The 24,196-nt window shown below is 53.0% G+C and carries 17 protein-coding genes; 9 read left to right on the top strand and 8 right to left on the bottom strand.

What is annotated here, in order from left to right; all coding sequences use genetic code 11:
* Nucleotides 1-209: 209 nt before the first annotated feature.
* Nucleotides 210-2,198 carry an alpha-amylase family protein gene (locus tag P40081_RS28775; RefSeq protein WP_042139569.1) on the bottom strand — a complete coding sequence of 663 codons (1,989 nt, stop codon included), beginning with the start codon at nucleotides 2,196-2,198 and terminating at the stop codon, nucleotides 210-212.
* A gap of 132 nt (nucleotides 2,199-2,330) precedes the next feature.
* Here P40081_RS28775 and P40081_RS28770 point away from each other — a divergent pair, with 132 nt between their 5' ends.
* The 7 genes from P40081_RS28770 to P40081_RS28740 all read left to right on the top strand — a co-directional run bounded on the left by P40081_RS28770 (nucleotide 2,331) and on the right by P40081_RS28740 (nucleotide 14,191).
* Nucleotides 2,331-3,239, top strand: a complete 909-nt coding sequence (locus P40081_RS28770; RefSeq protein ID WP_042139568.1) for a helix-turn-helix domain-containing protein — start codon at nucleotides 2,331-2,333, stop codon at nucleotides 3,237-3,239.
* Nucleotides 3,240-3,404: 165 nt separating this feature from the next.
* Complete coding sequence (locus tag P40081_RS36760) at nucleotides 3,405-4,181, top strand: DUF459 domain-containing protein (RefSeq protein ID WP_052422062.1); 777 nt, start codon at nucleotides 3,405-3,407, stop codon at nucleotides 4,179-4,181.
* Nucleotides 4,182-4,239: 58 nt separating this feature from the next.
* Nucleotides 4,240-6,549, top strand: a complete 2,310-nt coding sequence (locus P40081_RS28760; protein WP_042139567.1) for a helix-turn-helix domain-containing protein — start codon at nucleotides 4,240-4,242, stop codon at nucleotides 6,547-6,549.
* A 259-nt stretch (nucleotides 6,550-6,808) separates the two neighbouring features.
* Nucleotides 6,809-7,795, top strand: a complete 987-nt coding sequence (locus P40081_RS28755) for an ABC transporter permease (RefSeq protein WP_042139566.1) — start codon at nucleotides 6,809-6,811, stop codon at nucleotides 7,793-7,795.
* Between the two features lie 15 nt (nucleotides 7,796-7,810).
* Complete coding sequence (locus P40081_RS28750) at nucleotides 7,811-8,695, top strand: carbohydrate ABC transporter permease (RefSeq protein ID WP_039294420.1); 885 nt, start codon at nucleotides 7,811-7,813, stop codon at nucleotides 8,693-8,695.
* Nucleotides 8,696-8,733: 38 nt separating this feature from the next.
* Entirely contained in the window at nucleotides 8,734-10,287 is a 1,554-nt protein-coding gene (locus P40081_RS28745; RefSeq protein ID WP_042139565.1) for an ABC transporter substrate-binding protein, read from the top strand.
* 127 nt (nucleotides 10,288-10,414) lie between these two features.
* Nucleotides 10,415-14,191, top strand: a complete 3,777-nt coding sequence (locus tag P40081_RS28740; RefSeq protein ID WP_042139564.1) for an Ig-like domain-containing protein — start codon at nucleotides 10,415-10,417, stop codon at nucleotides 14,189-14,191.
* Between the two features lie 180 nt (nucleotides 14,192-14,371).
* Here P40081_RS28740 and yidC read toward each other — a convergent pair whose 3' ends face one another.
* From yidC to P40081_RS28725, 3 genes are all read right to left on the bottom strand, one after another.
* Entirely contained in the window at nucleotides 14,372-15,202 is an 831-nt protein-coding gene (yidC, locus tag P40081_RS28735) for a membrane protein insertase YidC (protein WP_042139563.1), read from the bottom strand.
* A gap of 423 nt (nucleotides 15,203-15,625) precedes the next feature.
* Nucleotides 15,626-16,486: an AraC family transcriptional regulator gene (locus P40081_RS28730; protein WP_197074295.1), complete on the bottom strand. Its 861-nt coding sequence runs from the start codon at nucleotides 16,484-16,486 to the stop codon at nucleotides 15,626-15,628.
* Nucleotides 16,487-17,138: 652 nt separating this feature from the next.
* A complete protein-coding gene (locus tag P40081_RS28725) occupies nucleotides 17,139-18,272 on the bottom strand; it encodes a glycoside hydrolase family 88 protein (protein ID WP_042139561.1) in 1,134 nt (377 codons plus the stop codon).
* 295 nt (nucleotides 18,273-18,567) lie between these two features.
* On the opposite strand from P40081_RS28725, the gene P40081_RS28720 reads away from it, so the two are divergent.
* On the top strand, nucleotides 18,568-19,326 hold the full coding sequence (locus tag P40081_RS28720) for an SDR family oxidoreductase (RefSeq protein WP_042139560.1): 759 nt from the start codon (nucleotides 18,568-18,570) through the stop codon (nucleotides 19,324-19,326).
* A 120-nt stretch (nucleotides 19,327-19,446) separates the two neighbouring features.
* On the opposite strand, the gene P40081_RS28715 is transcribed toward P40081_RS28720, so the two are convergent.
* The 4 genes from P40081_RS28715 to fabV form a co-directional block, all read right to left on the bottom strand.
* The gene (locus P40081_RS28715; RefSeq protein WP_042139558.1) at nucleotides 19,447-19,905 is read right to left on the bottom strand and encodes a hypothetical protein; all 459 of its coding nucleotides are present in this window, start codon (nucleotides 19,903-19,905) and stop codon (nucleotides 19,447-19,449) included.
* Nucleotides 19,906-19,919: 14 nt separating this feature from the next.
* Nucleotides 19,920-20,696 carry an EFR1 family ferrodoxin gene (locus P40081_RS28710; RefSeq protein ID WP_042139557.1) on the bottom strand — a complete coding sequence of 259 codons (777 nt, stop codon included), beginning with the start codon at nucleotides 20,694-20,696 and terminating at the stop codon, nucleotides 19,920-19,922.
* Nucleotides 20,689-21,279, bottom strand: coding sequence for a PadR family transcriptional regulator (locus P40081_RS28705; protein ID WP_042139555.1), 591 nt, complete (start codon nucleotides 21,277-21,279; stop codon nucleotides 20,689-20,691). The genes P40081_RS28710 and P40081_RS28705 overlap by 8 nt, the downstream gene beginning before the upstream one ends.
* A gap of 166 nt (nucleotides 21,280-21,445) precedes the next feature.
* Nucleotides 21,446-22,636 (bottom strand): enoyl-ACP reductase FabV, encoded by a 1,191-nt coding sequence (gene fabV / locus P40081_RS28700; RefSeq protein ID WP_042139554.1) that lies wholly within the window; start codon nucleotides 22,634-22,636, stop codon nucleotides 21,446-21,448.
* A gap of 150 nt (nucleotides 22,637-22,786) precedes the next feature.
* Between fabV and P40081_RS28695 the strand changes: the two genes are divergently transcribed.
* A complete protein-coding gene (locus tag P40081_RS28695) occupies nucleotides 22,787-23,755 on the top strand; it encodes an ornithine cyclodeaminase family protein (protein WP_231575446.1) in 969 nt (322 codons plus the stop codon).
* The last annotated feature ends 441 nt before the right edge of the window (nucleotides 23,756-24,196 follow it).

The raw sequence follows: 24,196 nt of genomic DNA, 5'->3' as shown, positions 1-24,196 counted from the left end.
TCATTTGGACTTAAAATGTGGCAGTTCAGGACAATTAGGGGAATCTCATTCCGGATACTCCGTGATTTCGCCAGATCTGCTCAAATAACGGAATCTCAGTCCGCCTGCTGAGCGGATAGTTCATATAGAGCCCGCCCGGTAAACTTCAACTGAGGTGAAATGCAATCAATAAGTATGATCTGGATTCACCAGTAGGGTGAATTTTGTTTTTAAGGGGCAAGCTCTATCACTGCCATCTGGTGATTCTCCATGTAAGGAATTGTGTACGAGATTTCACCCTCCGGACTTACCGTAAACGGCAGTTCAGTCATCGAAGGAGCCAGATAGACCCGCTGGATTTGGGCAGGAGACGGAAGTTTCAGGCTGACAGAAATGTCACGCAGCGGCACGATGTCCTCGATGACTTCGATCCGGCCCTTCAGTGCAGGGGCGGCATAGAGCAGATGGTGTACATAGCGCTTCTCCGCCGGCTGGTACTGCAGGGTCGTTATTCCCCGGGCCGGCAGACCGGTGCGCAGGGAGGGACGCGGCAGCAGCCGGGACAGTGCATGGAGCACCATCTCTTTGAGGATAAGGTGGCCGCCTTCCGCATAGTCGCTGAACACCTCCCAGGCGATGTAAATTCCACTGCTGCTCTCAACCATGGCCGGTCCATTATCTTCTCTGGTACCGGGTGTATGCTGATGCGAACAGAAAGTAAAGACATCGCGGTTGAAATACGGATTCTCCAGGTGACCCAGCGATTGTCCTTCCCGCAATTCTACCAGCTGACCTTCACCATACATTACATAAGAGGCAGGCAGGAGGGCGCCGGGCGTGAAATACGGATGGAAATACGCCGGACGGTACGGGTTTGTTCCCTGCCAGCGGATACCCAGATTCAGCGCAAAGGTATCACCTGCCGGATTCAGGCCCGAACGTCCGGTGGCCAGCACCTTGCCGCCCCCTGCTGTAAAGGCTTCAATAGCGGAAGCCAGTTCCGGCCATACCGGCACTTCATCCGGCAGGATCAGGACTTTGTAAGCGGCAAAATCACTGAACGTATCTACGATATCATACAGGTAGTGTCCTTCACTCAGTATACGTACTGCTCCTGCATCAGCCAGATTCCGCTGTCCCTTCAGCGCTTGTCCGTCTGGGCAGGCTTCACGGGCCGCCTCCAGGGACAGGACAGCGATGTCCGCAACGGACTCCACTCCGTTGCACCATTGCTCCTTCGCCTCTACCTCGGCATAGGCAGCGCCGATTAGGGCATAGGTCGCTTCATCCATGAAGCCCGAAGGGTGAAGCTGATCACCGATGGAGCATTTGGCACCGTGGGCAAGGCTGAGCGCGGCCTCATACCGCAGCGCGTTCGGATGCTTGTAGCCGCCGAATTCGCCCCAGGAGGTATGGAATTTGCCGGTCATGCCGAGAAATTCCATGCCCAGGGTCTGGGCGTACCGTGCTGACAGCGGGAAGTGATCATAGCCCCAGCCTCCGGTCGGAAGTGACTCCAGCTCGAGGTGGCTGTTAACCTGGACAAGATCACGGCGGCCCCGCTGCTGATGACCGTTGTTATGATACACCGGAAGGCCTGGCTTTACCGCGTCAATCGTCTCCCGGACACGGCGTGCATAATTCAGATAAGTCTGTTCACCGAGGGCAGTGACGGCTGCTTCATCGCGGGGATCCTGGCCGGCTGCCTGCAGTGCCGAGACGCAGTACTGGCAGCGGCATTTACGGCCGCCGACGATATCGAGGAAGATACCGTCAGCATCATAACGGGAAACTACTTCATGGATTTGCGCCAGCAAAACGTCCAGATAAGGTGTATTCATGCAAAACTCATGATAACCCGGCGTCATGAAGTCCTTCACCCAGCGTGTGCGGTCCTCTGCATCACGGATCAGCCACTCGGGATGGCGGCGGGCCAGCTTCTCATCAAGGCCAGCGGACAGATATACCGGTGTCTTGACTCCGATTTCGTGAGCTGCACCGATCATCTCCCCCAGAAGGTCGAAGGAGAGATGCGGATGAATTTCATTGGCTTCACTGGGATGATAGGCCCAGCCGTGATGACATTTGGAGAATACCGTAACAGAGTCAATATGGCCGGCACGCAGCATGGATTGAAATTGGGATTTGGAGAAATCTTTGCCGATGCCGGGAATGAATTCAGAAGTATGGAAGTCCAGGTGAACCTGACGAAAACGCATGGATACACAGCCCCTTATACGATTTGGATGAAAAGCGGATTCCCAGTCAATGTACCTCTTTTATGCCGGGGCAGCCAGTGATATTATAGACTTTGAATAGCACAAAATCGACTTGGACAGGAGAGATAGCCAGTGCTGTGTCTGGAATTAGCGATTCCGCCGCTGCCGCAATTCGTCACGGTGGGACATGCCGTCTGGCCGCCGGGGGACCGGCATTTCGCCCGCACCTTCGGTGTGTATGATCTGCTGCTGGTGAAGCGCGGAACGCTCTATATGAGAGAAGAGGACAAGGAGTATGCGGTGGGTCCGGGAAAACTGCTGGTGCTGGAGGCGGGACTGCCGCATGAAGGTTACCGGGCATGTGAGGAGGATACAGAAATTTATTGGGTGCACTTCATCCATGAATCTAAGCCGGCGTATATCCGGCGGGAGGATATTCCCTGGTCATCCCTGCTGGCCAAGGGAACGGTGGAGGATGAGGAGCCCTCTGCACAGCAGCGTCTGTATATGCCGAAATACGCCATAGTCGATGTAGAAGCGCTGGAGCCGATTCTGCATGAGATGAACGAGATTCACAACCGGCTGAGTGCTGAAAATGCGCTGCGTCTCCATCTGCTGCTGGCCGGGCTGCTGGAGGCACTTCAGGCGGAATGCACACGGACTGCACAGCCGGAGCCGGCGGTCCGGCTGGCCCGGGCAGCGGCAGGCTACCTGGATGTCCACTGGAGACAGCCGTTTAATCTTGCCGGACTTGAAGAGGAGCTGCATTTCCAGGCGGATTATATTACGAGGTGCATGAAACAGCATATCGGCACTACGCCACTGCAATATGTACTCCATCTGCGTCTGGAAGAAGCCAAAAAGCTGCTGGGCGGTACGGTGCTGGGTATTTCGGAAATTGCCGAACGGGTAGGCATTCAAGATCCCAACTATATGACGCGCCTGTTCAGTTCGAGATTTGGACTGACTCCCGGAGCGTACCGCCGGCGGCTGCGTCAGAGGGAAGATACAGCTGCCTCTACCGGCACGGAGGAAATCTAAGAGCCGCTGCGGGTGCTGCCAAGAGCTCAGTCATGTCGATATCATGCTAAAGAAAGTCGGGATCGTTAAGGCGGAAAAGGGCAGGTGGCGCTACCATTAGATTGCAGGAGAAACGCTTGGCATAGGCCAAGCCGGGGAAATGGCGCAATGATCAGGAGGGAAGATATGCTGCCTTTAAATATTAATACGATTATTGATAGCGTGACAAAAAAAACCGCGAATCTCAAGATTATGTTCCTCGGGGACAGCATTACGGCGGATGGCCTGTATATCCGCTTAATCCGGGAATGGCTGAAGCAGCACCGCCCGGATCTGGCGGTGGAGCTCATCCCGTGCGGTGTCCCCAGCGAGACGGCCTCGGGACTGAGCGAAGCGGCGCATCCGTTTCCGCGTCCCTGTATCCATGAACGGCTGGCAAGAGAGCTTGCGACAGCGTCTCCTAATGTGGTCGTAGCCTGCTATGGAATGAACGACGGGATTTATCATCCCTTGTCGGAAGAGCGTTTCGCAGCTTATCAGGCGGGAATGCTGCGGCTGAGCACACAAATCCGTAAAGCGGGGGCCACTGTCGTGCTGATGACACCGCCGCCGTTCGATGCTCCATCCATGAACGGCCGGCTACAGCCGGCGGATGCGGCTGATTTCAGCTATCTGGCTCCTTACAAGGATTATGACAAGGTGCTGGAGTGTTATGCGGGCTGGCTTCTGTCCGGTGAATGTCCTGCGGATGGCATCATGGATTTGCGCATTCCGCTGCTGGAGCATATCCGGCAGGAGCGGTCACTGAATGCCTCGTATAGCTATGGCGACGGAATCCACCCGGACACAGCGGGACACGGGGTAATCGCACGGACATTTCTGCGGAATTTGTTCGATGCAGAGCCGGATACGCTGCCGGGTGCGGAGGAATCGGGGGAGGCGGCCCGCGGAAAAGCGGATTGACAAGCAAAATGGCGCGGGATTATATTAAGGTCACCCTATGAGCCGGGAGAGATCACCTATGAATGTACTGCAGACGATCCGCTCGCGGAAATATTTACAGCGGATTATACTCAGCTTTATGCTTGTTGTTGCCACACTGGCTGTGGCTTCGCTATTTGTGAACTCGAATGCCCGCGGCAAGGTGCTCAGCCTGCAGAACGAAGCCGACCGCAAGCTGCTGACCCAAATCAATTACAATATTGAGAATATGAATGGTATCGTGAAGGATTTGGCGGTTTCGCTGTACAATGACGAAGAGCTGCTCGCGCTGAAGTCCGGCGCGGATTACAGGCAGAGCATTCTCAAGATTGAGCGCCTCAACCATACTGTGGCAGCTTCCCCGTATCTGCATGCTGCCGTCTTTTACAATGGGGCCCAGCACCGGTTCTTCTCGTCGCTTAACCATGAAATTAACAATAGTCTCCTGTACGATTCCCTTAAGAACTATATGGCCTCGCGGGCGGATCTGCCGAAGCTGCAGCTGATTCCGCTGGACCTTGACGGAAAGGATGAGGGGATAGACGTATTTGCGATCTTTATATATGACGGGGACACTCTCGGTTCCATTAATGACAATGTGCTGATTCTGACGGTGAAGCCGGGCTGGATGCTGGATAACATGAAAGCGCTTAATCATGTGGCGGAGCGGGAAGATGATGTACTCTTCATTACAGACAGTGACGGCGAGGTGCTTATTTCAACCGACGGGCTGCTTCCGGCCGGTCTTAATATCAAAGCGGACCTGCTGCCGCGGATTGCTTCTTCGGCTGCGCCGCTTAATTCTTTTAACTATACATTTGGAGACAGGAAGTACAAGGTCACTTATCTGAGCAAAGCGCTGAATAACTGGCAGATTGTCAGCATGCAGGATTACGATGTTGTGCTGGGTAGCGTCCGGCAGATGAAATGGACGGAGATAACGGTCACGCTGTCTGTTGCTTTGCTCGCTATCCTGCTGTCCGTGTTCTTTGCCTTAAGGCTGTATAAGCCGGTGGGGCAGCTGCTGACGCTGGTGCCGCAGGATGTACGCGGTGCTCCGCAGGCGAAGGATGAGCTGTCGCTGATTGCGGCGAATGTAACCGAGATGATCAGCAAGCTGAAGGGTCTGGAGCTGGAACGGGCCTCGCAGTCGAATATTGCGAAGCTCTACCAGCTGCGCAGCCTGATCGGGTCAAGCCAGAGCCTCGATGAACAGGCATTCCTGCAGATCAGGGAGCAGCACGGAATAGACATCGCTTATCCGTCGCCGCTGCGGCTGGCGCTGGTGCAGATCGACAATCTGCAGGGGCTTGCGGCAGATCCGGGGCTGCCTATGGAATCCCTGCTGTACTTTGCCATTGCCAATATCGGCCAGGAGCAGCTGCGGCTGGAAGGCACTTGTGAAGCGGCCGATATGAAAAGCGGCCATCTGGTCTTCATCACCGGCAGCGGAGCCGGGACACTTGCGAAGCTGGAAGAGCGCTTCCGGGAGCTTCAGCAGACGATTTTTGACTACTACCATATTACCTTTACGGTTACGCTGAGCGAAGTGTTCACGGATTACCGCTGCATCACCCGGCATTACAATTTGGCCATGCGTCACTCGAACTACCGGATGGTCTTCGGCAAGGGAGCAGTGATTGAGCCTGAAATGCTGCAGGAGAATGAGCGGAATGAATCGCTGCGTATCCCGCAGGAGCTGGAACGGCAGCTGACAGAAGGACTGAAGGGCGGGGATCTGGCAGAGACAGAGCAGACGATCCGCAAATGGAGAGAATTGCTTGGCAGCTTCAGCTACGAGAATATGTTCTCGGCGGTTCTTCATCTTGCGGTTACCTTAAGCAATACGCTTGGCGAGATGAATAACCGCAACGTCAACCCGGTATCGGTCAACCTGCAGGCCGTTAACCGGCGTATTCTGGAAAAAGAGACGCTGGATGAGATTGAGACCGTACTTCTGGAGGTTGTGCGCGAGGTGGCGGAGCAGCGGCGCAGCGGGCGGGCGGATAAGAACCGGCTGCTGGCCGAAACGGTGAAGGAAATTATTGATAAGCATTACGCCGATCCGGATCTGAATGTACAGCGGATTGCTGATATGCTCAAGATGAACCAAGTCTATCTGGGCCAGGTGTTCAAAGCGCAGGAAGGCACGACAGTCGTGGATCAGATCAACTCAGCCCGCCTAGCCTATGCCAAAGAGTACCTGGAGCAGAAGGACCTGACCGTTACGGAGATTATGGAAAAGGTCGGCTTCGGCAACGAAAGCTATTTCTACCGCCTGTTCAAACGCCGCTACGGAACGACACCGAAGGAATACCGCCTGAAGTCCGCCATTGACCGCAGCAAATAAAAAAAGAAAATAAACAAGTTTTTTCAGCCTTAAGCCAGGCCCGCTAAATGAGCGATGTTCATTTAGCGGGCTTTTTGCTGCGCCACGCATGGCTTCGCCCGGCCGGAACAGGAAACTGGCAACAATACAGCCCCTCTTTACAGCAATCTTGCAATTGTACAGTAACGCCGAAGCCTGATTCACGCTATTGTTAGTCATGCAAAGCCTGGTACACAGGCAAACAGCTGCAGCTAAGGAAGGAAAGGAAGGGGCTTTGGTTATGTTGAATAAGGTTCCACTAGCGGAACAAAGAGCAAGTTCAGGTGCGCCGCCGGGAACGCGCAGAAGAACGTGGATTGGAAGAGAGCTTCACCATTTCCGGAACAACCGGGAGCTGTTTCTGCTCTCACTGCCGGGACTCCTGTACAAATTGATTTTTGCGTATATTCCAATGATCGGCCTGATTATCGCCTTCAAAAATTACCGGTATGATCTCGGCATCTTCGGCAGCAAGTGGGTGGGACTGGATAATTTCCGTTATTTATTCACTACGGATACGGCGTGGCGGATAACCCGTAATACGGTTCTATATAATACCGCCTACATTGTGGTAGGTACCTCGGCAGCACTGCTGCTGGCGATTCTGATGAACGAAATCAAGGCCAAGTGGAGCAAGTTCTACCAGACAGCCTTGTTTCTGCCACACTTCCTTTCCTGGGTACTTGTGGGTTATGTGGCCTATGCCTTCTTGAACCATTCGGATGGTTTTATCAACCGCACCCTGGAATCCTTCGGGCTGAATCCGGTGAGCTGGTACCAGAATGCGGGGCCATGGCCGGTGATTCTCATTCTGGTTCAATTATGGAAAGTGGTGGGGTTCAACACGCTGATTTATTTTGCCGGCATTATTGGCATTAACAGCGAATATTACGAGGCAGCGCGGATCGACGGGGCGACCAAACGGCAGATGGCGTTCAAAATCACAATCCCCCTGATGGCCCCGATCATCATCATTATGCTGATCCTGTCTATCGGCAACATGTTCCGCGGCGACTTCGGCCTGCATTATTTTATCCCGAACAACTCAGGTTTTCTCTACGGCTCTACGGATATCATCGATACCTATGTGTACCGTGCGCTGCGTGAAGTCGGTAATGTAAGCATGTCCGCGGCTACAGGCTTTTACCAGTCGGTTGTAGGTCTGGTGCTGGTGCTGACGGCAAACGGAATCGTGCGCAAAATTGATTCTGATAATTCCCTGTGGTAAGGAGGTGCCCTGACAGTGGGCAAGAAATTCGAATTTTCCAAGCTGTTCATTAATCTGCTGTTTACGGTGCTGTCGATTGTGGTCGTCCTGCCGTTTCTGCTGGTCATCGCCGTGTCGCTGACAGATGAGAAGTCGCTGACCGAAAACGGGTATCAGTTTATCCCCAAAACCTTCAGTCTGGATGCCTACCGCTATCTGCTGGATGCTCCTGACATTCTGCTCCGCGCCTATGGAGTGACCTTCACGGTGACCATTATTGGCGCGCTGGCCGGCCTGCTCCTGACTGCGATGACTGCATACGTGATCTCACGGCAGGATTACCGGTATAACCGGGCGACGACCTTCTATGTATTTTTCACCATGCTGTTCAGCGGGGGGCTCGTTCCTTCCTACATTCTCATTACGCAATATCTGCATCTGAAAGACAGTCTGCTGGCGCTGATTCTGCCCATTCTGCTGTCGCCGTTCAACATCATGGTCATGAAAGGCTTCATGTCCAAAATTCCGCTGGAGATCATTGAATCGGCCAAGATTGACGGGGCGCGTGAATTCCGTATTTTCTTCAAGATTATCCTGCCGCTGTCGACGCCTGCGCTGGCTACTCTGGGTCTTCTGATATCCTTCACGTATTGGAACGAATGGTTCAACGCGATGCTCTACATCGACGATCCGAACAAAGTGCCGCTGCAGCTGCTGCTGGTGCGGACGCTCAACAGCATTGAATTTCTCACGACGAACTCTGAATTTACCGGACAGCTGGGCATCGATCTATCGAGTTTCCCCAACAGCTCGGCGCGGATGGCGATTGCCGTACTGGCCGGCGGACCGATGCTGGTGATCTTCCCGTTTTTTCAGCGGTTTTTCGTCAAAGGGCTTACGGTTGGCTCCCTAAAGGGTTAACATACAATTACATGTACAAAGTACAGGAGGTCACTTACATGAAAAAGAAGCTGTTTGGAGTTCTGGCATCTGTATTGCTTGTTGCATCGGTGCTATCCGGCTGCGGAGGCAACAATAACGGCGGCAACAGTAATGCTGGGAAAGGTACCGAAGGAAGCAGCGGAGCGGAAAGCACGCAAAGTGCAGCTCCGGAATCAGGAAACGCAGGCGAGCTGAAGCCGGTCGAATTGACCTGGTATTATCCGCTGTCGCAGCTGCAGGCCGATCAGGAGAAGGTGCAGGAAGAAGTCAACAAGCTTGTGAAGGCGAAGATTAATGCCACAGTGAAGCTGATGCCTGTTGCGATCGGGGACTATGTGCAGAAGATGAACACGGTGCTTGCAGCGGGCGAGAAGTTCGACATTCTCTGGACCGGCTACATGCTGAAGCCCGAAGAGCTGGTGCGCAAAGGTGCCATCCAGCCGATGGATGCCCTGCTGGATGAATATGCGCCGGAGCTGAAGGCGGATGTGCCGCAGGTAATGTGGGACGGTCTGTCGGTCGACGGGGAAATTTACGGTATCCCGAACCAGCAGATCAACGGCTCCCGTTACGGCTTCATCATCCAGAAGCGCTTCGCCGACAAGTACAAACTTGACACCGCTTCCATCAAGAAGATAGCGGATATCGAACCGTTCCTGGCCCAAATCAAGCAAAATGAACCGGACATCATTCCGTTTGGCGTATTCGGCACTTCCTTCATCAATCCGCAGTCCCATGACGACAAATATTGGGTAGTTCCGGGGCTGGATGACCATTTCTATATCAAAACGGATGATCCTACGTATACGCTGCAGCGTTATCCGGAAGAAGAGCTGGACAATTTCCGGCTGGCCAGCAAATGGTATAAGGAAGGCTATATTTACAAGGATGCCGCTACCGAAAAAGCGAATGATTACCTGGCTAAAGGCCAAATTGCAGTCGATTTCAACGTTACTCTCAAGCCGGGTGTGGAGGCTGAGGTGAAGGCCAAAAACGGCGGCAACGAAGTTATTACTGTACCGCTTAGCGACTGGTTCTCCAACGGCTATTCGGCTACGACCAACCAGTCGATCAGCCGTACGGCCCCTAATCCGGAACGTGCGATGATGTTCCTTAATCTGGTGAATACCGACAAGGAGCTGTACAATCTGCTCTGCAATGGTGTTGCCGGTGAACACTATGATAAGGCCGATGGGGATTACATCAAGGCAAAGGCGGATTCCCGTTATCTGCCGAATATGGACTGGGTTTTTGGCAGCGTATTCAACTCCTATCTGAAAGAAGGGCAACCGGAGAATGTCTGGGAAGAGACCAAAAAGATCAATTCCAATTCAGAGGTCAATCCTGTAGGTGCCTTCAAGTTCAATTCCGAGCCGGTGAATACGGAGATCGCCAACCTGAATGCGGTCTGGGGTGAATATAAACGGGGACTGGTTACGGGAACACTCGACTTCGAAGAAACCTGGCCTGCATTATACGGTAAGCTGAAGGAAGCGGGCGAAGAGAAATACGTAGCAGAGGTAACCAAACAATTCGAGCAATTCCTTAAGGATAAAGGCCTGAAGAAATAAGCCTCATAGAGAATATACCTGCACCTTTGGAGGAGATCACAGGAACCTGCTGCTCATGGACGGCTTCGCCAAGATATAATACCGGCGGAGCCGTTATCATTCCAACCGGAAAGGAAGAGGAGCCTTGGTGAAAAAACGTTTGCTTGCAGCCTTTGCCGCCAGTATGTTGTTCACGATCAATCCTGCCCCGCAGATTGCGGGTACTGTATCGGCGGAGGGAGGGTCTCCGGGGGCGGTTATTTATGTCGCCACTAATGGAAGCGATTCCAATAATGGGACGCAGAATGCCCCGTTTCTGACTTTGGAAAAAGCCCGTGATACCATCCGGACGCTGAAAGCGGAGGATGGCTTGCCGGAGGGCGGCGTCACTGTGTATTTGCGCGAAGGAAGGTATGAACAGACGTCCAGCTTCGAGCTGCGGCAGCAGGATTCAGGCGAAGCCGGCAAGCCGGTCACTTACACGGCTTATCCGGGTGAGTCCGTGACTTTGTCAGGTTCGGAGCAGCTGGCCAAGTCAGCGTTCGTTCCGGTTACGGACACGTCGGTGCTCAGCCGAATCATCAGCCCGGAGGCGAGAAGTGAGGTACTGGTAGCTGATCTGGCAGCGCTCGGGATCACCGATTACGGCCAGCTCAGCCGTCATGGCTATTATCTGGCCAATGATCTGAGCGAGGTGCCGCCAATGGAACTGTATGTGGCCGGACAGGGCATGACGCTGGCCCGCTGGCCCAATGAGAGCACCGTCCAGATGGATGAAATCCTTGATCCCGGTCCGACAAGGAAGGACCCGGACGGGGAGGTGCATACGCGCGGCGGCACCTTCACTTATACGTATGACCGGCCCCAGTACTGGACGCAGGCAGACGATATCTGGCTGGACGGGATCTTCGGCTACAGCTGGGAGTGGTCGTATAACAAGATTGCTTCCATTGACACGGCTGCCCGAAGCATCACCCTCCGTTACGGGGAAATGAGCGGCATCTTCAAAAACTGGTACCCTGATTTCCATTTTGCGCAAAATCTGCTGGAGGAAATCGATATGCCGGGCGAATATTACATCGACCGCCAGGCGGGCAAGCTGTATTTCCTGCCGAACGCCGAGTTTGCAGCCGCCGAGAATCCGGATATTGAAGTCACGATGCTGAAGAGTCCGATGATCAACGCGCTGAATGCTTCGTACATTGACTTCACCGAGCTTGTGCTTGAGAATGGCCGCGATTCTGCTGCAGTGTTCATGGGCGGCAGCCATATGCGTATTCTGAACAGCGAGATCCGCAATTTCACCAACAGCGGGGTACTGGTTAACACACAGAGCCGGTTCTATTACAACAATTTTGAAGGGGCACCGGGAACGGACCACGCCATTATCAGCACCCATATTCACCATATCGGCGGCACCGCCGTCACGCTGACAGGCGGCAACAAAACGACGCTTGCGCCAGGGAATAATGTGGTGGAGAATTCGCATATTCATGATTTTGCCTACTATCATAAAGCCTACAATCCCGGGGTGCTGCTGTCCGGCGTCGGCAACCGCATGTCGCACAATGAGCTGCATGATGCGCCCCATCCGGGCGTGCTGATCTTCGGCAATGATCATACCGTGGAGTATAACGAGATCTATGATGTATGCACCACTTTCTCGGATCTCGGCGCGATCTACATGAATGCCGGCGAGCAGCCCCATGAGCGCGGCACGGTCATCAGGCGCAATTACTTCCATAACATCGGCGAGAGCAAGGCCGGAGTGGAGGGGGTATATCCCGACAATTTCACGATGGGATTGACTATCGACGAGAATATTTTTTACAAGATGGGCAATTCGGCTATTAAAAACAACGGCGGCGCGCATATCCTGACCCGCAACAATATTTTTATCGACAGCAAAATTCCTTATGATTATGCGGATATGTTCCTGGGCGATGAGCCGGATGATCAGGTACCGCTGAACTACATGCCGAAGTGGCAGGCGCTGTTCGCGGCAAACAATAATTTCACCGGGACCCCTTATCTGACGAAGTATCCCGAGCTGGCGGATTTCTTCACGGAGAACCGGTATTATCCCGACACCAATACGTTCCAGGGGAATGTCGTCTACAACCCGTCGGTTCCGCGCAGTGTAACGACCAATGTGTACGGGGCGTATGACAAATTTGGGCTTGTGCAGTACGCCAATAACTGGGTGAGCGCAGCAGATCCCGGCTTCACCGACCTGGCGGGAGGCGATCTGTCGCTGCGGCCGGATGCGGATGTCTTCGATGTTATTCCCGGGTTTCCAGACATTCCGTTTAACGACATCGGCGTTACTGGCAAAGCTGGCACGACAGCAGGCACGGACAGCTATCCTGTTCAGGGAATAGCCGTCTATGACAGCGAAGTTACCGTGGACCGCTGGAAAACGCTGAAGCTGCGCACGGCGGTGCTTCCTTGGAACGCGGATCATCCCGTCCTGACCTTCACTTCGGCCGATCCCGGTATCGCAGCTGTGGATACGGCAGGTATTGTAACCGGCCAGGCGGTCGGCAGCACGGTCATTACGGTAGCCTCGGCGGAGAATCCGCTGCTGACGGCTACGGTTACGGTCAACGTGGAGGCTGGCGACGGCGTAATGGATTTCACGGATTTCGAATCCGGCGCGAACGGCTGGCTGCAGGATGCGAACCGCAGCATTGAGAAGATTGGGCCAAACCGCTGGTACAAGATTCTGAACGGAGCCTCAGCGCTCAGTCCCAAGTCCTTCTCCGATTACGAGCTGAGCTTCAAGCTGAAGACGCCGGAGATTATGGGGGATAATGTAACCCTGTATATTTTCGACCGCCAGGCCGGCAGCGGCTCCAGCCGGATCGGGTACAAGACGCGGGCGGACGGCACCTCCGCCTGGCTGCTGTACAATTCAGCCTGGACGGTGCTGAAGGAAGTGAAGCTGCCCGGGCATGACCTGCAGCCGAATACAGAGTATGCGGTCAAAATGCTCGTTAAAGGCGGTGACATCAGCGTGTACCTGGATGGAGCCTTCCGCCTGAAGGGCAATGATCCAGGCCATAATGCGGAGGGGAAGGTCGGCTTCTACGTCAGCAATGTCAGCCAGATGCACTTCGATGACATTCAGTTCAAGGCTCCTACGACTACGCTGGCCGGAATCATTCCTGCGGAGAGCAAGGTGCGTATTGCCGCAGGGGAACAGCGGCAGTTGCAGCTATCCTTTGATCCTGCGGATACGCCGGATACAGGCGTATCCTGGCAGTCGGCCAATCCGGCGGTCGCCACGGTGGATAGCACCGGAGTGGTCCACGCCGTATACGAAGGGGAGACCCTTATCTCGGCTGTGTCTACGGTAAATCCGCTCATTAAGGCGGACATTACAGTAACCGTCTCTAGCATTATGCATGAGACAGACTTTGAGAACGGGGGCAACGGCTGGCCGGTAGACCCTAACCGCAGCATCGCCGCTGATCCGGACGGGAACCGCCGCTATAAACTGCTGAACGGTGCTACCGGCCTGCTCGACCGCAGCTTCACTTCTTATCAGCTGGAGTTCAAGCTGAAGACGCCGCTTGTGATGCCGGATAACGGCATCCTGTACATCTTCGACCGCCAGGACAGCTCCGGCTCCACTCGGATCGGCTACCGTACCCGGGCAGACGGAACCTCCGCCTGGATACTGTACGACACAGCCTGGCAGAAGCTGACCGAGACGGTCCTGCCTGGACATGACCTGCTGCCGGATACGGAGTATGAGGTGAAGGTGACGGCCCGGGACGGAGATATCGCCGTATCTGTGGACGGCTCGCTAAGGCTCTCCGGCAGCGATCCGGGGCACCGCCCGTCCGGCAAGGTCGGCTTCTATACCAGCGGCTTCGCTTATATGCTGTTCGATGATATTATTTTCTCGGTCTTGCCATAAAACTAATCTAAGCTTCGAGGGCGCTCTTCCTGCGGGAAGGGCGCTTTTACAGTTGAGCAGGCTGGGAATCTAAGAGGAGTGTTTATGTTCCCACGTTAACAAGCCGCCAACAAAAAAGAGCATCTGAGGCCGCGCCTCAGATGCCTTGTATTTAGTATTGTTCTATGACTGGTTGAAATCTTATAAATCTTCTACACTGGCAGGCAGATTTTTACCCGCTGCATTTGGCTTCGTGTACATTTTATTGAGTATCACTGTTTGCACGATAATAAATATACCGCCTACTGCCCAATATAACGGCAACGCGGCGGGCATAGCAAAAGAAGATAAACCCATCATGACCGGTGATAACAATCCGATAAAAGCCATTTGGCTATTCTGATTCTGCTGAGGCTGTGCTGAAACAGATTGAGACACACGGAACTGAACGTAATACACCGCAGCGGCAATCAGCGGCAAAATCATATCTGTTGTCCCCAAGTTAAACCACAGAAAATCGTGAGCGGCAATCTCCGGGGTACGGCGAATGGCATAATAAAATGCGAGAGTGATCGGCCATTGGAGAAGCATCGGTAAACACCCCATGTTTAAGGGATTGAATTGATGCTTCTGGTAGAGCTGCATCATCTCGGTTTGCTCTTGTTTTTTGGCATCCGTACTGACATCGTTCTTATACTTCTCCTTAAGTGCAGTTAATTCCGGCTGGAGGACGGCCATCTTTTCTTTCATAACCATTTGTTTCTTGGTTTGATTCATCATGAGCGGCAGGATCGCAAGTCTGATGATGAATGTCATCAGCACGATCGCTAATCCGTAGTCTCCGTGAAAGGTATCCGCGAAAAATTTAATCAAGATCGAAAATGGATAAATAAAAAAATGGTTAAATATGCCTGGTGAACCGGCATTAATCGGGTTGGATTGGGATGCTGCCGAACACCCGCTGAGCACAATGACCGGAATAACTCCAATCAACATGACGAGAATGGGCTTGGCCCATTTTTGTAGCAACATAATCTTTTTAATCGTTGTCCTCCCTAATTGAAAGTATGAATATCAATGTGGGGAAGGACTATGGTCTTCATCATCAGGTGCTTCTCTTCGTCTGACGGTACGAACTATCCACTTCTGAATGCTGTTCGGTTGAGACAGTCTGACAGCCACATACCAGGTTGAACCGGCTGCAGCAAGTGTTTCATGACCCCAGTGTACCTCTTGTAAAGAAAAATGGGTGAATGGAATTAATACTAAGGAAGAGATGAGTGCAATTGAGAGTGCCAATTGAACCAAGTCATAAAAATGCTCCAGTCAAGTTCACCTCCGTATGAGCCGTATTGGGAAAATTTGAATAATGGTTATACGCTTCGAAGAACTGTGTGGTTTCATTAACCTGCCTGTTAGCTTAAAACCTTAAAAGCGGTTCACCGCGTTATAGATTCAATGGATGCTGTTCCTATATTTCTCAGGGGAGATTCCTTTATTCTTCTTGAACATCTGGCTGAAATAGGACGGGGACAGATTGCCTACTTCTACCGCGATTTCCCCGATAGATTGGCTGGTGTTGGCGAGCAGGATACAGGCTTCTCTGACACGCCGCTGCATCAGATATTCGGACAGTGTGATGCCGGCATATTGTTTGAATACATGCGAAATATGGTAGGGAGACAGATGCAGGCTGGCGGCCAGCGCCTCAAGGCTGAACGGCTCCTTGTAATGTTCATCCAGCCATTCGGTAATCCGCTGGACATGTGAGCTGCCGCGTGAATGGAGGAGATTGGACAGGACATCAGGCAGCCGGGTCTGAAACAGCCGGATAAGCTGAAGCATAAGCAGACCTGTGTTCTCCTCCTGGCAGGCAGCAGCGTGCTTGGTGCACTGATGCAGCTCTTCCAGCACCTCGGGAATACGGGTGTCATTCATTCCGTAGAATACCGGCTGCCGCAGGCTGCCCCTCCACAGGTTCCGGAAGAATTGCCCCAGGATAGGGAACGCGGAAAGATAATGGTCCATGAAACCAGGATCAAAGGTCAGATTGGTCCGGATATAGGAACGGCCTTCTGCCGGAGGAACCATTACACGGTGCAGCTGATAGGGCTGAAACAAGACCAGTGTATGATCCTCAATAGGGTAGGTCTGATTCTCCACCATGATCTCACCGCAGCCGCTGTAAATGTACAGGATTTCAATTCCCCTATGCGCATGAAAATAGAGGGATTCCCCGTCAATATATTTATATTTGTACATAAACAAACCGGGGTCCATTCCCTCGGGCGGATGATCGTTCCTGTTCCTGTCCATGCTCATACGACGCTCCCTTATCAACCATAGTTCACTGCTATTAATTCCATTACTGTTAACTTCAGTATAAATAGAAGGCTGCTAAAAATAAAACTGCGATTTCGGCCACACTTATAAGACTACAATCGCCAAGCAAGCAACCGACTAACCAAGCAAGTAAGCAAAGAACCAAGCAACGAACCAACGAACGAACCAAGCAACCAGCCAAGCAACGAACCAAGCAACGAACCAAGCAACGAACCAAGCAACGAACCAAACAACCAGCCAATCCATGGCTCTTTGGCAGTGCAACTGTGAAAATCCCATCCTCCATTCCTAAAATGTTGTAAGTAATACAGCTTTGGTTCCCGGATACCTGGGTGTTCGGGAGAATTGTTGTATGAAATACAGGAATTGTCCCGCTGAGCCGCTTGGAGGAGGGGAATTGCTGCATTTTCTGCAACAATTCCGGATTTGGGCTGATTTGATGAGGAGAATGTTGTATTTCTTGCAGGATTGTAACAGTATCCACCGGCAGCATTCATTCTAGAGGAGCACAAACCGGCAGGACTCTGTAAAAGAGCCTGCCGGTATAAAGGGTTTCAACCGGGTGCCGCAGTTGATGTTGCGCACCTGCAGATCAGATTCTAGTCAATGAAGATGCAGTAATATGCTATCCCCGTTCGTACCAATACCCCGGAACACCCTGCTGCAGACGCAGCAGCGCCTCCAGGAAGAAGTAATCTCCCCAGATCATGAAATCATCCGGAGATGAGTTCCCTCTGACTGAATAGGAGCCATGACGCAGAAAGCCTTCTTCCGACGGGCTGCCGGCGGTAAAGTAGCGGTTCAGCAGGGAATCCATCGATTTGTTGACGGCTTCCTCATACCATACCCGTTCCGGGTCCTCCTCCGGCAGGTGCTCCAGCAGCTCAAGGAGACCGCATACAACGATGGCGGAAGCTGAACTGTCACGTGGAGTGGACTCCTCCTGCGGGGCATCGAAATCCCAATACGCGACATGGTCGGCGGGAAGATGCTCCAGGAAATAGCGGGCCATTCTTCTGGAGGTTTCCAGATAATGAGGTTCTTTAAAATAGCGGTATGCCAAGGCAAAGCCGTAGACCCCCCATGCTTGTCCCCGCGTCCAGGTGGAGCCGTCCTGATAACCTTGTGCGGTTCCTCCGCGCAGGGCATTCCCCGTCTGCTGGTCAAAATAAAAAGTATGGTAGGAGGAGTCATCTCCCCTCACCAGGAAGCGCCGGCTTTTCTCGGCGTGAATCCGGGCATACTCGGCATAGCTGGGATCTCCGGTCTGTTCAGTGGCCCAGCAGAGCAGCGGAAGATTCATCAGGCAGTCGATAATAATCCGGCCCCCGTTGTCTGCATCCCCTTCCGGTCCCCACGCCTGAAAGAGCTGCGGGGCAGAGCGCCAGCGCTTCATCAGTACATCGGCTGCCTGCAAGGCCAGCAGACGCGAAGCCTCATCCTTATCGGTGATCCAGCGTGCCTTGGCGGACAGCGAATATAGGAAGCCAATATCATGGTGATCAAGCTCCTTCCCGGCAATCATGCGCTTGTTGAAGGAGTCAACCGTCCGGATGGCGGCGGCGTGAATCTCAGGGTCTTGGCTGTATTCATAGCTCAGCCACAGAATGCCGGACCAGAAGCCTTCCGTCCAGCTGGTATGGTCAGTCAGATGATATTTGCCGTCGCCCAGGCTTACAATTGGAGATTTGTCACCAAAGCGCTTGATGTTAAGGCGGGTGGTAGAGAGCGTGTGCTCAATCGCATTTTTCCAGTTCATAATAACCTCCATAATATCGCTATATTGTTCTTATGGTTATTATAAGCCTGCTGCTATGTTGGTTTGTTGCGCGAATTCTTAGGTGAATTGCGGTTTAGTAGGAACGGTGCCGGAACCTGTTACGCGGGGAGAGAGCTGTTTGTCACAGAACTCCGGTCTAGTTTGTCTACAGGATGTACAGCAAAGAAAATAGGATGGAGGCAGAGCGCCCGTGGCAGGGCGGTTTGTGTCTGTTGCAAAGCGTTTACTAAATACCGGCCTATGGATATAGGCTATAAACCAGGAGGAAATAGACATGAAAATTGTAGTGGTTGGCGGGAGCGGACTTATTGGAAAGCAATTGGTGAGCCGGCTTCAGGGGCTGGGTCATGAAACTGTGGCCGCATCACCTTCTCTGGGCATCAATGCTATGACTGGTGAGGGGCTGGCAGAAGCGCTTAAAGGGGCTGATGCCGTTGTTGATGTAGCAAATTCACCTTCATTCGCAGACGATGCTGTGCTGGAATTCTTCGCGACAACGACCCGCAATCTGCTGGCTGCTGAAGCTGAAGCAGGAGTGAAGCATCATGTGGCGCTATCTGTAGTGGGGACTGACGGATTGCTGCAGAGCGGTTATTTCCGCGGAAAAATGGCTCAGGAGGAGCTGATCCAGGCTTCCCCGGTTCCCTACACCATCGTGCGGGCGACCCAGTTCTTCGACTTCGCGGAGGGCATTGCCTATACCGCTACAGAGGGGGATATCGTCCGTCTGCCTTCGGCATGGGTACAGCCCATAGCCTCTGGGGATGTAGCAGCTGCGCTGGTTGATTATACCCTTGAAGCCCCAGTGAACGGGATAGCCGAGCTGGCCGGACCGGATAAGCTGTCTCTGGATGAATTCGTCCGGCAAGCGCTGAAGGCTAAGGGGGATGCGCGTCAGGTGGTCGGCGATACGGAGGCACATTATTTCGGAACAGCATTGCAGGATCACTCGCTTGTTCCGGCCGGAGACCATCCGCGAATTGCCCCTACACGGTTAACGGACTGGCTTGCGGCTTCCGTATCAGAAGCATAATAGATCTGCAAGAAACCGCCATCCTCCGGGCAAGTTTGCAAAAACTTCAGCCTGATGGGAATGGCGGTTTTTTTATGAAAGACAGGATCGATATGTTGTGAAGCGGATACCAGCGGGCTTCTAGCGCACCTGAGCATAAACATTCCAGCTGTTCACCAAATGACCCATGGCAAACAGAAAAGCGGGGATCAGGAGCAGCCAGGACTCAAGCCAGAATCCAAGCAGCATGAAGTAGATTGCCGGAAAGACGGCCATAGGAATAGGAATTCCAAGCCAAGGCGTGAACAACACGGCAAATTCTCTCGCATTCCAGTAAAAGCGGGCCCAGCATATATAATAAATCAGCAGGCAGACAGCCATCAGTCCGGCAGACAGGCCAAGGGGCTGTTCTGCAAGCTTGCGGCCCAGAACAATAGGTATCATGAAGCAAGTGATCTGGCCTGCCCGCTCCAAGATCGTGAAGATCAGGGGTGTAGAGGCCAAAGAATCAGGAGCATTCCGGGGCGGGAAGAAAATGAAGATCAGATTCGGCAGCAATACTAATAAGGGTATGATGAATCCTTTAATGTGCAGACCCATGTGAACTCTCCGTCCTATTGTTCCAAAGTAGATTGATGCATTCTGGCATTGCGGAAATGAAGGTTCTCTTTGCCCGATACTACGATTGCGTTCCGCGGACAGTTCGCCGCGCACTTCATACAGAAATCACATTTGTACCCATGGTATGGCAGATCATCGACCACTACTATATTACCGGTGGGACATTGCAGAACGCATAATTCACAGCTGATGCATTTGGAAGGGACCGTCCGCAATCTGAGCATCAGCCGCATCGACATCCAGGGCAGCACGGTTCTTCTGGAGAGAACGGAGACGGCCTTCGACCCGGGATACTCTGACTTCCAGGCGGATTCACCGGCAAGTGCCTGATGGACAAAAGTCTCAGCTTTCTGATAGGCTGCGCTCAGCCGGGCCTGATCATCCTCCGGTCTTGCTTCAGCATTCAGCATATTATTAGGCATACTGATCTCGCAGGCGGAGACAGGGATGTAGCCCTTATTCTTCAGCAGGGTATAGAGCGGCTCCAGAATATGGGCTGAGTTATTGAGCGTAGCGATCACATATACTCTGGTGCCCTGGCTCTTCGGGAGCTGCCGGAGGAATCTCCAGATGAACGGGGATACGGACTGCGAATTGACCGGGAAGGCCAGCCACAGGTCATTAACCGGACTGCTTGGCATAGATTCGCTGCCGATCAGATTCAGGGAAGTGCGGATGTTATAGGTCTTAAGGGTTCTGCCCACAAAGTCTACAATCGCTTTCGTATTGCCCGTGCCTGAAAAGTAATACAAATCCACGGTTTTATTCATTCGGCGGGTTCTCATGTTCTGCGATTTCCTGCTCCAGCAAAGCTATAGTCTGCCCGCACCAGTCGGCGTAAGACTCCCACAGCTTCTGGCCAAAGGACAGGACCATCAGAATGCGGCTGTGATTACTGTGGACATCCAGATTCTGCTTCAGCTGTTCCTCGAATTTGCCGAACAGCTGCTGCTGCCGCCGGTGGTTGATTTCAAACTCCCGGACATGCTCCAGCATGGTGGCGGAAGAGGAAGAATTGGAAAAATACAGCTTAAGCAGCAGCTCGTAGCGCACGGTTTCTTTTTCCACCGGTGTCTTAAGCCATTCCTGTAATTCGTACCTTCCGGATACGGTTATCTGATACTTGATGCTTTGTTTGCTGTTCTTGCCTTCTGAAGAAACAGGTTCTTCACACACAGCGATCAGGCCCCCCGCAGCCAGACGCTTCAGTTCCGGATAGATCTGGCCAAAGCTCTCGCTCCAAAAAAAGGAAAGCCGGGTATCTACGATCTTTTTGATCTCATACCCAGTCAAGTTCTCTTCATTTAATAGTCCCAGTAACACGTAACCTGTCTTGCTCCTGTTAGCAGCCATATGCACGCATCCAATCTGTAAGATATATCTTTTAGATATAAAATACTGCAAGGATAACCTAAAGTCAAACCTTATTTTATGCCCGAAGTGGAGCGGTAACCTGGAATCTGCACGCCAAAAAGCCGCTCCCGGTAAAGGGAGCGGCTTCATGTATTAGGCGGAATGCTTATGCCATATTGGGAATAGCAACAGCAGGGTCAGTCTCGGCTTCGTAATCCACGCCTCCGGTGCGGAAGCCGAACAGATGGAAGAAGTCATCCTGGTAGCCCTTAAGGTCTGCAAGTTCAGGAACATTATCCGTTTCAAGCTCATTCCAGCGTCTCATGACCTCGATCTGCACATCCTCGCGCATCTCCCAGTCATCAATCCGGATCAGGTGGCTGCCGTCTGCTGCAGCTTCGCCGCCGTTATACAGGTGGTCTGCGAACAGGCGGTACATCTGCTGAATGCAGTTCTCGTGCAGTTCTTTTTCCTTCATTACTCTATAGAGTGCGGAAATATACAGCGGCACCACAGGGATGGCGGAGCTGGACTGGGTAACCAGAGCCTTATTCACGGATACGAAGGCCCGTCCGCCTGTAGCAGAGAGCTGCTCGTTCAGCGCGACCGCCGTCTGTTCCAGATGGTTCTTCGCCTGGCCGATGGTTCCGTCCCGGTAGATGGGATGGGTGATCTTAGGTCCGATATAAGAATAGGCCACGGTTGTTGCGCCGTCTGCAAGCACGCCTGCTTCCTGCAGCTGATTGATCCACATGCCCCAGTCTTCTCCGCCCATAACAGCGATGGTCTGGCGGACTTCGTCATCCGTAGCCGGCTCAATAGTAACCGTGGATACTTCACCAGTGTGGAAGTTCATCGTCTTGTTCGTGTAAGCTTCTCCAACCGGCTTAATCACAGAAGAGAAGACTTCTCCTGTAACCGGATGGGTGCGGCGGGGGGAAGCTACGCTGTAGATAACGAGATCAACGGTTCCGAATTCAGCTTTGATGAGGTCGATGGTCTTGGTCTTAATGGCATCCGAGAAGGCATCGCCGACGATGCTGAACGATTTCAGCCCCTGCTTGGCCGCTTCCTGCTCAAAAGCAGCGGAATTGTACCAGCCTGCGGATGCTGTGCGGGCACCTTCAGCAGCTTTGTCGAAGAAGACACCGATGGTATTGGCACCTGCGCCGAATGCAGCCGCAATCCGGGAAGCCAGCCCGTAGCCGGTAGAAGCGCCGATGACCAGCACGTTGGCCGGACCGGTAAGTTTCTTTTGTGCCCGTACATAGTCAATCTGTTCCTGTATTTGTCTGGCACATCCCTCCGGGTGAGCAGTCGTGCAGATAAAGCCGCGTGTTTTTGGCTGAATAATCATCAAGGATATCCCCTTTGTTTTAGTTTTTAACTTTTTTCGCTAATATAGAGTATAGCAAATGATGGCATAGAAAGATAAGCTTGAATCTTTTTTTGAAAAGATAAGAATGGATATGCGTTATCAAGAATCCGGGAGGGTCTAAATGTGCTGATGGTAAACGGGAAGGAAGTTGCGGAGATTCTAACGATGGAGTCCTGCATCGCTGTGATGGAAACCGTCCTCGCTGACCTGTCGGAGGGGGAGGCCGTGCAGAGCCTCCGCCAGGTCCTGCCGCTGGAGGAGCGGAATGTGCTGGGAATGATGCCCGGGTATCTGCGGCGTGAAGGGATCGCTGGTGCTAAGATCATCAGCGTATTCCCTGGCAACCACGGGAGCGGTCTGCCGTCGCATCAGGGGATGGTGTCTTTGTTCGACGCCGCCACCGGCGTGCCGCTGGCCATAGTGGACGGCCAGTCGATTACAGCCATCCGCACGGCGGCGGTCAGTGCGGCGGCGACGAAGCTGCTCGCCAGGGAAGAGGCGGAGTCCCTGGCGGTTCTCGGCACCGGGGAGCAGGCCCGGAGCCATCTGGAGGCGATGCTGCAGGTGCGCGGCATTAAGCGCGCCAAGGTCTGGAGCAGAACGCCGGGCAAGGCCCGGGCGTTCGCCGATGCCATGAGCAGCCGGTGGAACGCAGAGATCACGGCAGCGCTGTCTGTGCAGGACGCGGTGATGGACGCGGACATTATTTGTACGGCAACGGCGGCGGGCGAGCCGGTGCTGCACGGCGCCTGGGTGAAACCAGGCGCGCATATCAATGCGATCGGCGCATGCAGGGCGCATGAACGGGAGCTGGACACGGCGCTGGTAGCCGGGGCGAGGCTCTATGTGGACCGGCTGGAGTCGGCGGTCCATGAAGCGGGAGATTATCTGATCCCGCTCAGTGAAGGGGCGATTACGGCGGACCATATTATTGGCGAAATTGGCGGGCTGCTGAAGGGGCGGGTCCCCGGCCGGGGAAGCGGCGATGAGATTACCCTTTTTAAGGGACTGGGGCTTGCCGTTCAGGATCTTGCCGCAGCCTTCTATATTTATAAACAGGCGGTTGCTCTGCACAAAGGCGTGGAGATTTCATTTTAAATAGATCTCGGTATTTCTATTAAGAGTAACTAGTCCGACATCAGATCTAATGAAGTGTGTCGATTCAACAATGCAGCAAGCGGCAATGGATGTATTCAGCTCCAAGTGAAACTTCAGTGATAGTTGTATAATGTACAATTAAAAACAGCGAAAAGAGCTGCTTGCCTCTTATAACTGTAGTCTGTACAACTAAATCTGCCCGAATGGGTGATAACCAACTACATTGGTCAATTTAATTGCACGAAATACAACTAAACGGATAATCGGTTGAAAATCAGACGATTTAGTTGTACAAAGTGCAGTTAAGCTTAGCGTAATTCGTTACTGCAAAGCCTCAGCAAGCGGCGTGACAACAACGTGGTTTTCACTAGTTTAGATCTTACAACAACGACCAAGGACAGAAAAAGATCTCTGGAATGGCAGGAGCGGCGGCTGCCGGAA

Origin of the sequence: Paenibacillus sp. FSL P4-0081 (genome assembly GCF_000758565.1) — a bacterium.
Taxonomy (GTDB): Bacteria; Bacillota; Bacilli; order Paenibacillales; family Paenibacillaceae; genus Paenibacillus_AQ; species Paenibacillus_AQ phytohabitans.
The sequence above is the reverse complement of the archived record's forward strand: the minus strand, read 5'-3'. Positions and strand labels throughout refer to the sequence as shown.

Excerpts from the sequence above, each read along its gene's own strand:
- P40081_RS28775 (WP_042139569.1), bottom strand. The coding sequence starts at position 2,198 with ATGCGTTTTCGTCAGGTTCACCTGGACTTCCATACTTCTGAATTCATT.
- P40081_RS36760 (WP_052422062.1), top strand. The coding sequence starts at position 3,405 with ATGCTGCCTTTAAATATTAATACGATTATTGATAGCGTGACAAAAAAA.
- P40081_RS28760 (WP_042139567.1), top strand. The coding sequence starts at position 4,240 with ATGAATGTACTGCAGACGATCCGCTCGCGGAAATATTTACAGCGGATT.
- P40081_RS28755 (WP_042139566.1), top strand. The coding sequence starts at position 6,809 with ATGTTGAATAAGGTTCCACTAGCGGAACAAAGAGCAAGTTCAGGTGCG.
- P40081_RS28745 (WP_042139565.1), top strand. The coding sequence starts at position 8,734 with ATGAAAAAGAAGCTGTTTGGAGTTCTGGCATCTGTATTGCTTGTTGCA.
- yidC (WP_042139563.1), bottom strand. The coding sequence starts at position 15,202 with ATGTTGCTACAAAAATGGGCCAAGCCCATTCTCGTCATGTTGATTGGA.
- P40081_RS28730 (WP_197074295.1), bottom strand. The coding sequence starts at position 16,486 with ATGGACAGGAACAGGAACGATCATCCGCCCGAGGGAATGGACCCCGGT.
- P40081_RS28725 (WP_042139561.1), bottom strand. The coding sequence starts at position 18,272 with ATGAACTGGAAAAATGCGATTGAGCACACGCTCTCTACCACCCGCCTT.
- P40081_RS28720 (WP_042139560.1), top strand. The coding sequence starts at position 18,568 with ATGAAAATTGTAGTGGTTGGCGGGAGCGGACTTATTGGAAAGCAATTG.
- P40081_RS28715 (WP_042139558.1), bottom strand. The coding sequence starts at position 19,905 with ATGGGTCTGCACATTAAAGGATTCATCATACCCTTATTAGTATTGCTG.
- P40081_RS28710 (WP_042139557.1), bottom strand. The coding sequence starts at position 20,696 with ATGAATAAAACCGTGGATTTGTATTACTTTTCAGGCACGGGCAATACG.
- P40081_RS28705 (WP_042139555.1), bottom strand. The coding sequence starts at position 21,279 with ATGGCTGCTAACAGGAGCAAGACAGGTTACGTGTTACTGGGACTATTA.
- fabV (WP_042139554.1), bottom strand. The coding sequence starts at position 22,636 with ATGATTATTCAGCCAAAAACACGCGGCTTTATCTGCACGACTGCTCAC.
- P40081_RS28695 (WP_231575446.1), top strand. The coding sequence starts at position 22,787 with ATGGTAAACGGGAAGGAAGTTGCGGAGATTCTAACGATGGAGTCCTGC.